This window comes from Nitrosospira sp. CT (genome assembly GCF_059489795.1).
In genome coordinates, this window is sequence record NZ_JCAHZJ010000017.1 from 98,320 (window position 1) to 110,019 (window position 11,700).

Annotated in this window: 8 protein-coding genes; 7 read left to right on the forward strand and 1 reads right to left on the reverse strand. The window is 55.7% G+C overall.

Annotated elements, in window-relative coordinates; genetic code table 11:
- Positions 1-64: 64 nt before the first annotated feature.
- The 3 genes from AC52W5_RS02930 (at position 65) to lolD (ending at position 4,137) form a co-directional block, all read left to right on the forward strand.
- Positions 65-2,053, forward strand: a complete 1,989-nt coding sequence (locus AC52W5_RS02930) for a TonB-dependent receptor (RefSeq protein ID WP_495669913.1) — start codon at positions 65-67, stop codon at positions 2,051-2,053.
- A 169-nt stretch (positions 2,054-2,222) separates the two neighbouring features.
- Entirely contained in the window at positions 2,223-3,467 is a 1,245-nt protein-coding gene (locus AC52W5_RS02935; protein WP_074975538.1) for a lipoprotein-releasing ABC transporter permease subunit, read from the forward strand.
- A complete protein-coding gene (gene lolD, locus AC52W5_RS02940; protein WP_495669914.1) occupies positions 3,460-4,137 on the forward strand; it encodes a lipoprotein-releasing ABC transporter ATP-binding protein LolD in 678 nt (225 codons plus the stop codon). The genes AC52W5_RS02935 and lolD overlap by 8 nt, the downstream gene beginning before the upstream one ends.
- 100 nt (positions 4,138-4,237) lie before the next feature.
- Here the strand turns inward: lolD and AC52W5_RS02945 are convergent, their stop codons facing one another.
- On the reverse strand, positions 4,238-4,834 hold the full coding sequence (locus AC52W5_RS02945) for a DUF2062 domain-containing protein (protein ID WP_074975573.1): 597 nt from the start codon (positions 4,832-4,834) through the stop codon (positions 4,238-4,240).
- Between the two features lie 263 nt (positions 4,835-5,097).
- On the opposite strand from AC52W5_RS02945, the gene AC52W5_RS02950 reads away from it, so the two are divergent.
- The 4 genes from AC52W5_RS02950 to rsmH all read left to right on the forward strand — a co-directional run bounded on the left by AC52W5_RS02950 (position 5,098) and on the right by rsmH (position 11,684).
- Entirely contained in the window at positions 5,098-7,497 is a 2,400-nt protein-coding gene (locus AC52W5_RS02950; RefSeq protein WP_495669915.1) for a DNA internalization-related competence protein ComEC/Rec2, read from the forward strand.
- Positions 7,498-7,520: 23 nt separating this feature from the next.
- Positions 7,521-9,770 (forward strand): RelA/SpoT family protein, encoded by a 2,250-nt coding sequence (locus tag AC52W5_RS02955; protein WP_495669916.1) that lies wholly within the window; start codon positions 7,521-7,523, stop codon positions 9,768-9,770.
- 515 nt (positions 9,771-10,285) lie between these two features.
- Entirely contained in the window at positions 10,286-10,729 is a 444-nt protein-coding gene (gene mraZ, locus AC52W5_RS02960) for a division/cell wall cluster transcriptional repressor MraZ (protein ID WP_495669917.1), read from the forward strand.
- Positions 10,730-10,733: 4 nt separating this feature from the next.
- Complete coding sequence (rsmH, locus tag AC52W5_RS02965; RefSeq protein ID WP_112892539.1) at positions 10,734-11,684, forward strand: 16S rRNA (cytosine(1402)-N(4))-methyltransferase RsmH; 951 nt, start codon at positions 10,734-10,736, stop codon at positions 11,682-11,684.
- Positions 11,685-11,700: the final 16 nt, after the last annotated feature.

The window sequence follows — 11,700 nt, forward strand, 5'->3', positions numbered from 1 at the left end:
TGATTTTGTGTGCGGACCTGTTCTCCGTGCACATGGAGGACCGAGGTCATACGCTGCATTGGCGATGGCAACGCTGCTCGCGCTCGATGCAGCCTCCGTCCAAGCTCAAAAAGCGGAAAAAATTGAGGTACTCAATCCCGTAGTTGTTACCGCAACCCCTTTTGAGGACCGCACTGAGCTGGATATAGCCCAGCCCGTTTCTATATTGAAGGGGGATGATTTGCGGAGGAAACGCGAAGCCAGCCTGGGGGATACCCTTTCCCATGAACTGGGTGTGACATCGAGTTTTTTCGGACCGGGCGCCGGGCGTCCCATTATTCGCGGCCTAGATGGGCCACGCGTCAGAGTGCTGGAGAACGGCATCGGTACGCTCGATATCTCTTCAATCAGTCCGGACCACGCTGTTACTGCCGAATCTCTCAATGCATCGCAGATAGAAATCCTGCGGGGCCCATCAACCCTGCTCTACGGCAGCGGTGCGTCGGGTGGCGTGGTCAACGTCGTGAACGGTCGTATTCCAAAACAACTGTTCAAGTCGATAAAAGGCAATATCGAAGCGCGTGGGAATACCGCTACCGAGGAGCGCGCCGGTGCCTTCAATGCAAGCGGAAGTATCGGGCAGGCGTCATGGAGCGTGGGAGGGTTCAAGCGCAAAACCGACGATTACCATATTCCGGGGCGCGCAAATGAGAGTGATCCCGGCGGCCGGAAAGGAATTGTCGAGAACAGCGCCATCAATTCCGGCGGCTTGTCAGGGGGTGGCTCGTATGTCGGGGAAAGAGGCTTTGTAGGCGGCTCGATCTCCCGAATGGACAACGAATATGGTATCCCCGGACCGGAAGGCTCGAAGATCGATCTCAAACAGACGCGCTATGATCTGGCGGGGGAGTTGGACAAACCCATGGCCGGTTTCGAGAAGCTCAAGGTGCGCATGGGTTACAACGACTATAAGCACAGCGAAATCGAAAGCACTGGTGAGGTTGCGACCCGTTTCAAGAACCAGGGACTGGAGAGCCGCGCCGAACTCTCGCATTCTGCTGTGGCAAACTGGAAAGGCGTATTCGGCGTGCAGTTTCGTGATCGACATTTTTCTGCCTTGGGCGAGGAGACCGTGGTACCCGTTACCAATTCGCATTCGATAGGCGTGTTCCTGGTGGAAGAACGCAATTGGAATAGATGGCGCCTGGAACTTGGCGGTCGTGGCGAGTACGCCGCCCAGAATCCCAAAGATAGCCATCCCTCACGTTCCTTTGGTCTCTACAATGTCTCCGCCGGGGTTTTATGGAAATTCCTGGATGGCTACGGATTGTCGCTGACCGGGGTTCGTGGTCAGCGGGCGCCCTCGACAGAGGAACTGTATATTCATGGCGCGCACCATGGAACCGCCACCTTCCAGAGCGGAAGTAATGGATTGAGAAGCGAGACCACAAACAATGTCGATCTGGCATTGCGCAAGACCAGTGGTATGGTGACGTGGAAGATCAATATATTCCATAACTGGATCGGCAATTATATTTTCGTCCGAAGTGCAGACACGAATGGAGACGGTGTAGCTGATCGGGTGGATCAGGAAGGAACACTGGACCCCGCGGGCGAGTTTCTGGTACAGAACTTTGCACAAGGTGGGGCCCGATTTTACGGCGCCGAAGCAGAAACCGTTCTCACGTTGAAGCCGAACGAAATCGACCTGCGCCTGTTCGCAGATTACGTACGGGGAAAACTCAATAACGGAGGCAACGTGCCGCGCATCACGCCGTTACGCTTCGGCCTGGAATTCAATCACAGAACCGGCCCCTGGACATCGAATATAAGTGCAACCCGCGTGATGCGCCAGAATGATCTGGCGGCACTGGAGACAAGCACGCCCGGGTATACGATGGTGAACATGGAGGTAAGTTACCGCATCAAGAAGACGCGCTCCAACGGCATTCGAATCTTCCTCCAGGGCAGAAACCTGCTTGATGAAGAAATGCGCGTGCACACCTCTTTCCTGAAGAACTTCGCGCCATTGCCGGGCAGGGCGCTCGTCGCTGGCCTGAGAGGGGAGTTTTAGCAGGCAGGGCAGTTTCGACGGCGGCCAGACTTGGCTCAGGGCACTAGTGCTGTGGCATGTAGGGGGCGTTCGCACGCGGTCTCTGGCCCCTACACTCAAGCTCTCCTGTTAACCCTGAGCAGAATGTGGCAAACTTCGCAGTTACGTCGTAATCAGGCTATATCGATCCGTGTCCTCGTACGAACTCTTCATCGGTTTGCGTTACACCCGCGCCAAGCGCCGCAATCACTTCATCTCGTTCATTTCTCTCATTTCCTTGCTCGGTATTACGCTTGGGATGACAGCGCTCATTACCGTTATGTCGGTTATGAACGGATTTCAGAAAGAAGTCCGCTCGCGCATCCTTGGTGTCGCGTCTCATATCCAGGTGAGCGGGGTGGACGGCACGCTGACGGATTGGCGGAGAGTTGCGGAAGAAGCGCAGAGGCATCCCGAGGTGGAGGCTGCTGCACCCTACATCGGCGCCCAGGGAATGATTTCGTTCGATCAGTCCGTGAGCGGCGTGGCCGTGCGAGGCATCCTGCCTGAAATGGAAGATCATGTGGCGGATCTCGGACGGATGATGATAGACGGCAGACTGGAAAACCTCGCACCGGGAGAGTTTGGCATGGTCATCGGCCGCGAGCTGGCCCGCGCGCTGGGGGTTTTTACGGGTGACAAGGTCGTATTGATTTCGCCGCAGGGACAGGTGACGCCCGCGGGAATCATTCCGCGCCTCAAACAGTTCACCATTACCGGTGTATTCGAGGCGGGACATTTCGAATACGACTCCGGGCTGGTGCTCATCCATCTGGCAGATGCACAAAAGCTGTATCGCATGGAAAATCAGGTGTCAGGCGTTCGCCTCAAGTTGCATGATCTTTTCAAGGCGCCACAAGTCGCGCAGGAGCTCGTGCCGCTGATTTCCACCGACGTCTATATCACCGACTGGACGCGCCAGCACGCCAATTATTTTCGTGCCATACAAATCGAGAAACGCATGCTGGCACTCATTCTCGCGCTGATCATTGCAGTCGCTGCGTTTAATATCGTCTCCACGCTGGTGATGGCCGTGACGGACAAGCAATCGGATATTGCGATATTGCGCACGCTGGGTGCAAGTCCACGCAGTATCATGAAAATCTTTATCGTGCAGGGAACCTGGATCGGAGTGGTTGGTACCACATTGGGCGTGATCGGCGGCGTGTTGCTTGCCTACAACGTAGAGGCAGTCATTGCAATGATAGAACGCCTGTTCAGCGTGCAGTTCCTGTCCAGGGAAGTCTACTATATCAGCGAAATCCCCTCCGACCTGCAACTCGATGACGTGATCGCCGTCGCTGTCGTTTCCTTCGTGCTGACGCTGCTGGCAACGCTCTATCCGAGCTATCGCGCATCGAAGATCAATCCTGCCGAGGCGCTGCGGTATGAGTGACAATATCATTTCCTGCCGCAGTCTGCGAAAGAGCTATTATCAAGGCCAGATTGAAGTGCCGGTCCTGATGGGAATAGACCTGCAGGTGGGGAAGGGAGATACCGTCGCTATCGTCGGCGCATCAGGCTCGGGAAAGAGCACGTTGCTGCACCTGCTTGGGGGCCTCGATGTTCCTACGGGGGGCGAAATTCGCATCATGGGACAGGAAATTGCTGGCATCGGTGAAGCAGAGAGATGCGAGTTGCGTAACCGGTCACTCGGTTTCGTTTATCAGTTTCATCATCTGCTGCCTGAGTTTACCGCGTTGGAAAACGTGGCCATGCCGCTTTTGATCCGTCGGACGGCCAAGGCCAAAGCCTACGACAGCGCTCGCGGGGTTCTGAAGCAGGTCGGTCTGGGACATCGGCTGACACACACTCCTGGAGAGCTTTCGGGAGGCGAGCGCCAGCGGGCCGCCGTGGCGCGTGCACTGGTGACCCGGCCAGCGTGCGTGCTTGCGGATGAGCCTACGGGCAATCTCGACCGGCGCACCGCGGGAGAAGTGTTCGATCTGATGCTCGAACTCAATCATGATGCCGGCGCGAGCCTTGTCATTGTCACACATGATCCCGATCTCGCCAAAAAAGCCGGGCGAACCCTGCACCTGGAGGATGGTATCCTGACTAGCTGAGGCGCAGGGAGTGGCGCCCGTGCAGGTTGTCCCTCTCCAGCTTCCATGAGCCCTATCAGCTCCATTCCGGTATCAGCTGAATGGCCGTAGCGGCTTTGCTCTATCCGCTATCTTCATCCATTCCACCCATACTCTGCTCATTCTTCTGTCTGCGTCGTTTTGCGCGCTTGCGCCATTCATAAATCGCGAACAAACGCCACCCGGCGCGCACTGCAAAATAGCCCGTTGAAGAAAGTAACAGAGCCAGCAGCAACATCCCGACCAGCAAAGGCTTGCCGAGTGATACGACCCAGTCGATCAGGGCAGGCCCCCACTCGCTGATACTTTTATCCATGAGGTGCAATCCCACCTCGGGCATGCCGTTCGACGTGCCTCCCGTTACAAAAGCGCCGATTTCGTAGGCAGCCACATAGATCGGCAGAATGGTAAAGGGATTCGAATAAAGCGTCGTTATGACTGCTACGGGAAGGTTGACCTTGAAGGCAACGGCGAATAATGCGGCAAAAAAGAATTGCACAGGATTGCTCCCGGGGATAAGGCCGGTGAACAATCCGACGGCAAAGCCGCCAGCGACTGACCTCCGATGCAGATGCCAGAGATTGTGATGCTGCAGTCGCTCTCCAAAAAGTGCAACAAACCGGTTGTGCCGGATGGTTTCATGGGAAGGCAGGTATTTTTTGAAAAATTTTCGAAACACAGGGGTGGCATGAAATATATACAGGGACAGGAGCCAAGGAACTTCGATAAATCCTCCGGTTCGCCCAGCGACAGGGTTCCTTGATACAAACATACACCAGTTGGTCAGCCTAAGCTACGGGCATATGAAATTCTGCGTGCGATGAAAAGGCATTTGTGAAGGGGACGCTGCCACTGGCCTTGTCTGTTTTCTCAGACTTCTCCGACGATTTTTATCCCGGATAGCAGTCGTCCGTATGTTCTACTAATGGCAGGAAATCGCTGATGCGAATTTGTATTCTGGCATTTGTGGCCGGAGTAGTGTTGCTGCAACAGCAGCCGGTGCTGCCGGCGCTTGCAGGTGCATGGGTTCTTTTCCCCGGCATGGTGTGCGGGATTCTGCTATTTCGCTGCCGCCCTCCTGTTTTTGCTCGCATCAGCAAGATGTTTGGGGTTTGCCTTTTCCTGGGAGCCGGTTTTTTCTGGGCGGCTGCTTTTGCGCAATGGCGCTTGAGCGACGTGTTTCCGCACGAATGGGAAGGGAAGGATATACAGATAATTGGCGTAGTCGCAGAGTTGCCGCAAACCGGCGAGAACAGTGTTCGCTTTACTTTCGATGTGGAGCAGGTCTTGACGGAAAGCGCAATCGTGCCAGCGCGCATTTCTCTTTCCTGGTATAAAGAGCGTGGAAGTGGCTTTACGCCAAGGCCTTCAACACCTTCTCTCAATGTTGGGGAACGCTGGCGGCTTACTGTACGGCTCAAGCGCCCCCATGGAACCGCCAATCCGCATGCTTCCGACTTCGAACAGTGGGCGCTGGAGCGCAACATTCGAGCCACAGGCTATGTGCGCAAGGATGACGAAAATAGACGCCTGGAGCAAGTGGTGGGGCGTCCCGCTTATCATGTCGAGCGTTTGCGTCAGGATATCCGCGATAATTTCATTGCCACGCTGCCCGGCCATGCTCATGCCGGTATCCTGGTTGCGCTGGCGATAGGGGATCAGCGGGCGATTCCGCATGAGCAGTGGCAGATATTCACGCGGACCGGAATAAACCATCTCGTCAGCATATCTGGTCTTCATATCACCATGCTGTCTGGCCTTGTATTTACGATGGCATACTGGCTGTGGTGCAGAAGCTATCATTTCACGCTGCGGCTGCCAGCCAGGAAAGCCGCAGTCATAGCCGGGCTGGTGGCAGCGTTCGGTTATACGCTGCTGGCCGGTTTTGCGATCCCGGCACAACGCACGCTCTATATGCTTGCCGCGGTGGCCGTTACCCTATGGCTCGGCCGTTCCATTGCAATGACTACCATCCTGACATGGGCATTGCTTGCAGTCGTAGCTCTCGATCCGTGGGCAGTGCTTTCACCCGGCTTCTGGTTATCTTTTGGCGCCATGGCGGTCATCATGCTGGTATCTGTCGGCCGCGTCGGCAGACCGCACTGGCTGAGTAGTTGGGCAACGGTGCAGTGGGCTATAACCCTGGGCTTGATACCTCTTTTATTGGCGATGTTTCAGCAGATATCGCTGGTTTCCCCAATCGCCAATGCGGTGGCGATTCCACTGGTGAGTCTTGTCGTGGTGCCGCTAACTCTGCTGGCAACCTTGCCGCCCCTCGATTTTCTGTTGATACCGGCGCATACAGCGCTGGACGGTTGCATGATCGTGATGCAATGGCTGAGCGATGCACCTCAGGCCGTCTGGAGTCAGCAAGCTCCTCCTTTCTGGGCAGTAGCCGTGGGGGCGGCAGGCATTTTCTGGACGCTGCTGCCTGGGAAGTGGGGTTGGCGGCTCGGCCTCGGTACCGGTTTCCCTGCTCGCTGGCTCGGTCTCATCGCCCTGTTGCCGATGTTTCTGCTGCCTCTCCCAAGACCGGAGCAGGGAGAGCTGTGGCTGACCGTGCTGGATGTCGGTCAAGGACTGGCGGTACTGGCGCGGACGGAAAAGCACGCACTGCTCTATGATACTGGCCCGGCCTTCACGTCCGAGGCCGATAGCGGGAGCCGCACCATCGTTCCTTTTCTCCGCGGGGAAGGGATAAGGCATCTTGATGCAATGATCGTCACACACGCCGATTCGGATCACAGCGGCGGAGGGCTGTCCGTGCTGCAAGCGGTACCCGTGGAATGGCTCGTCTCATCGTTGCGCGACGATCATCCCATGCAACAGGCCGCTCTCAACAGACGTCGGTGCAAGGCGGGACAGTCATGGGAATGGGATGGCGTTCGCTTCGACATGCTTCATCCGATGGAAGAGAGCTACAATGACTTCCGCCTCAAGAGCAATGCCTTGAGTTGCGTGTTGAAAATTACCACCCGGCATGGCAGCGTGCTTCTGCCGGCGGATATCGAGAAAAAATCCGAATATCAATTGCTCAAACGTTATGGGGAGGCGCTCTCCTCAACGGTATTGATCGCTCCTCATCATGGAAGCAAAACTTCTTCCACCGAGGAGTTCGTGCGCAAGGTGAACCCGTGGCTGGTAGTATTTACCGTAGGTTACCGCAACCGTTTTGGCCATCCGAAGGAGGAAGTCGCGGAGCGGTATCGATCGGCGGGAAGCAGATTGTTGCGCAGCGACACCGATGGCGCCATATTGCTGCGCTTTGCCGGTAATGACCTTGCCGTGGAGCGATGGCGCGTGCGGCGGATGCGTTATTGGCACGATTCAACAACGTTTTAACCGGAAATAAAGATAAAGCAGTTATGAAAGGACACGAGGACCCGGTTGAAAAAGGCTGCTCCCATACTCACCACACCCGTTCCATGAACGCTTTCTCCCTCATTTCTGGAAAAGGGAACGAACCTTTACGGCTCCAGTCCCCGGGTTCAATCTTCTCCCCGGCAGAAATCGATCTGCTCCGGGGCGCGCAGGCTTTTTGCGAGCCGCTCTATATGGATAAAAGCCTGCCTAACGGTGAATTGCTCTCTTCGCATGTAGATGGAGTCGCGGCGATTCTCGCCGGGTTGCGGGTGGACAGCGATACGCTGGCAGCAGGAGTGCTTCATGCAGTTCCGGGGTATCTGGAGGGGTATGAAGAAGAATTGGCAACCGCTTTTGGTCCGACGGTCGTTCATCTCGTGGAAGGTGTGAGGCGCGTCAGCCGAATCCAGGTGTTGCGACCAGCAAGCAGCACGGACAATATCGGGAACGGCAGCGCGCAGATTGAAGTATTGAGGAAGATGCTGCTCGCGATGGCGGAGGACATCCGGGTCGTGATCATCGCCCTGGCCGACCGGTTGCAGACGATGCGTTACGTCGTTGCCAGCAATATTGCCGGAAGATGGGAGGCCGCTGAGGTCACCCTGAACATTTTCGCGCCTCTCGCCAATCGACTGGGGCTGTGGCAAGTGAAGTGGGAGCTGGAGGATTTGTCGTTTCGGATCACTGAACCCGAACGCTATAAAAAAATCGCCACGTTACTGGAGGAGACCCGCCGCAGCAGGGAGCAGTATATCGCGCTGGTGGTTGACAAGTTGCAAAACGAACTGCATCAGGCCGGGATCAAGGCTCAAGTCACAGGACGTCCCAAGCACATTTACAGTATTTACAGAAAAATGAATCGCAAGGGGGTGGACTTCAAGGAAATCCAGGATACCCGTGCCGTTCGCATTCTCGTGGACGAAGTCAGGGATTGCTACGCGGCATTGGGGTTGGTGCACAATCTGTGGGTGCCGATCCCCAAGGAGTTCGATGACTATATTGCCAAGCCGAAAGGCAATGATTACCGATCACTGCATACTGCGGTAATCGGTCCGGAAGACAAAGTGGTCGAGGTTCAGATCCGGACCCATGAGATGCACCGTCATTCGGAGATGGGGGTCGCTGCGCATTGGCGCTACAAGGAAGGTGCAAAGCGAGACGCGCGGTATGAGGAAAAGATCGCCTGGTTGAGGCAGATACTGGAGTGGAAAAATGATGTGGAGGACGCGGGAGAACTGGCTGAGCATTTCAAGGTTGCACTGTTTGAAGATTCGGTCTATGTACTGACGCCGCAAGGGAAGGTGATCGCACTGCCCAAGGGAGCCACTCCCGTGGATTTTGCATACCATGTGCATAGCGAGCTGGGGCACCGTTGCCGGGGTGCCAAGGTGGATGGCATCATGGTGCCCCTCGATTACCCGCTGCAAAATGCGCAAAGGGTGGAGATCATTTCGATCAAGCAGGGAGGGCCCAGCCGCGACTGGCTCAACCCTGCCCTGGGTTATATCAGGAGCCAGCGCGCCCGGACGAAAGTCAGGCAGTGGTTCAGCAGTGAAATGCGTACTGCTTCCCTCACACAAGCCCGGGCTTTGGTGGAAAAGGAACTGCAGCGCCACGGCATGACTGCGATGAGCTTGGATAAGCTGGCAGTCGAGTTCAAATTTGCCAGACTTGATTCCTTTCTTGCAGCCATTGCAAGGGGGGATATCAACGCGCGCCAGCTATCGGCATTCTTGAACGGAGAGACCGAACCTGGCCTGTCCGTTCCCGAAACGCCAGTCATCAAAAAACAGACCCTCACCTCGGAACTCCAGGGAGACGTACTCGTCGTCGGGGTCGATAAGCTGCTTACCGTACTGGCAAAGTGCTGCAAGCCTGTACCCCCTGATCCCATCATCGGTTTTGTCACCCGCGGGCGGGGAATTACCATCCACAGGGCGGGTTGCGCCAATGTCTCTCGCTTGTCAGGAGAAAGCGTGGCGCGCCTCGTCAGTACGCAATGGGATTTATCCAAAGATGCGAGTTACGCCGTGGAGGTGGAGATTCGGGCGCAGGATCGTCAAGGATTGCTGAACGACATTTCGAGCGTTCTGTCGCGCGAAAAAATTGATGTCGTCGCTACCCGCGCCCATAGCCGCGACCTGAATGCGACCCTGCAGTTCGTGATCAGGATTGGCAACGTGGATCAATTGCGGCGTGTTCTCGGGTTGATAGCAGGCGTCCCAGGAGTCATATCGGCATTGCGGAAATGAGCGTAATTCAGCAAAGCTGTCAGCCCTCTGATACCCCGCCCATGACTGAGCAGTGTCCAACCCGTTTAAGCTTCATTTCGGACTCCTCTTCTGTTGACTGTAATCGAGCTACAGTGTGGAAATTACAGTAGAAACCCGAGTTGCAAATTGATGCTTGACGGCAAATTCGGCGGTAAAGCCTGGCATCTTCGTCATGCTCATCATTCCTCCATGCAGGTGTGGACGCGAGACAGACAATGTATTTATAGACGGCCACGCAACAAAAGCAAGCGTGTATAAAAGTCGTTCGGAGGTGTTACCGGCCCGAATGCAGTCCTCTCCCATCGGCAGCTTGCAACCGGAACATTTATCTTTTCCTATAGTCGAGGCCGAAAATTCCCATACTCCCCTACCTTTTATAATCCCTCATTCTCTTCCTTGACTTTGGCTTTTTTTTTAACTACAGTGGGTAAAAGTGGGTAGAAGTGGGAGACGATTTTCTGCAGTTTTCCTCCGTAAAGTAAAGAAAGGGAGCAATGTTTCGCGGTGGGACACCTGTCAGTCTGGATAACAAGGGTAGACTCGCCGTGCCTACAAGATACCGGGAGACGCTCATATCCCTTTGCGCCGGTCATCTGATTGTCACTGCCGACCCATCCAAGTGTTTGTTGATTTATCCTCAGCCCGTATGGGAGCCCATAGAGCAAAAGCTCAACAGTCTTTCCAGCTTTAATCCACAAATCCGCAGTTTGCAGCGGCTTCTCGTTGGCAATGCCTGCGATGTGGAGATGGATGGTGCCGGTCGCATTCTTGTGCCTCCCTCTCTGCGGGCATTTGCGGGCTTGAACAAAGAGGTGGTTCTGGTGGGACAAGGTGCGAAATTCGAGCTGTGGGACAGCGAAAAATGGAACCTGCAGATGGAGAACGCGCTCGTGTTCAGAGACGGCATTCCCGAAGAACTCGAAGGTTTTTCACTGTAATTTTGTGGCTGAGGTAGGGAAGCACACCACTGTTCTGCTACAGGAGGCGGTGGAAGCGCTGGCACTCAAGCCGGATGGGATATATGTGGATGGGACATTTGGTCGGGGCGGACACAGTCGGCTGATACTGGAGCGCTTGGGGAAGAGCGGAAGACTGATCGCGTTCGATAGGGATCCGGCCGCTTGTGCGGTTGGGCGGAATTTTGGAGACGAACGCTTCTGCATGGTTCACAGCAGTTATTCCAGGTTGCAGGAGGTGCTGCGGCAGTTGAATGTCGGTCAGGTCGATGGGGTATTACTGGATCTGGGCGTGTCGTCACCCCAACTCGAGGACGCCGCACGCGGCTTCAGTTTCAGCATGGAGGGACCGCTCGATATGCGCATGGATACAACAGAGGGGCAGACAGCAGGTCAGTGGTTGGCTTCGGCGTCGGAAGTCCAGTTGGAAGAGGTGATAAAAGAATATGGCGAAGAGCGGTTTGCTAAGCAGATTGCAAGAGCGATTGTTAAGGCTAGAGCGCGACAACCTCTCGTCACTACCGGTCAACTTGCCGCGATCGTGGCAGCGGCCATACCCGCGCGCTCGCGTGAGCCAAAACAGAATCCGGCGACGCGTACCTTTCAGGCCATCCGGATTTACCTCAATCAGGAGCTTGAGAGGCTGTCGCTTGCCTTACCGCAGTGTGTCGAGATGCTGAAGACGGGTGGCCGGCTGGTCATCATCAGTTTTCACTCGCTGGAAGATAGAATAGTGAAGCGTTTCATACGTGAAGGAGCGAATCCCGACAAACTGCCGAAGCACTTGCCGCTGCGCGCCGACGAGGTGCGGCGTTTCAGCAGAGCAAATCTGCAGAGGGTCGGGAAGGCGGTGCGGCCCGGCGTGGCGGAGATCGAATGCAATCCTCGTGCCCGCAGCGCGATAATGCGCGTGGCGGAGCGGATAAACACCACTTAGGGGAATCTCGTTGCGC

Excerpts from the sequence above, each read along its gene's own strand:
- lolD (WP_495669914.1), top strand. The coding sequence starts at position 3,460 with ATGAGTGACAATATCATTTCCTGCCGCAGTCTGCGAAAGAGCTATTAT.
- AC52W5_RS02955 (WP_495669916.1), top strand. The coding sequence starts at position 7,521 with ATGAAAGGACACGAGGACCCGGTTGAAAAAGGCTGCTCCCATACTCAC.
- mraZ (WP_495669917.1), top strand. The coding sequence starts at position 10,286 with ATGTTTCGCGGTGGGACACCTGTCAGTCTGGATAACAAGGGTAGACTC.
- AC52W5_RS02930 (WP_495669913.1), top strand. The coding sequence starts at position 65 with ATGGCAACGCTGCTCGCGCTCGATGCAGCCTCCGTCCAAGCTCAAAAA.
- AC52W5_RS02950 (WP_495669915.1), top strand. The coding sequence starts at position 5,098 with ATGCGAATTTGTATTCTGGCATTTGTGGCCGGAGTAGTGTTGCTGCAA.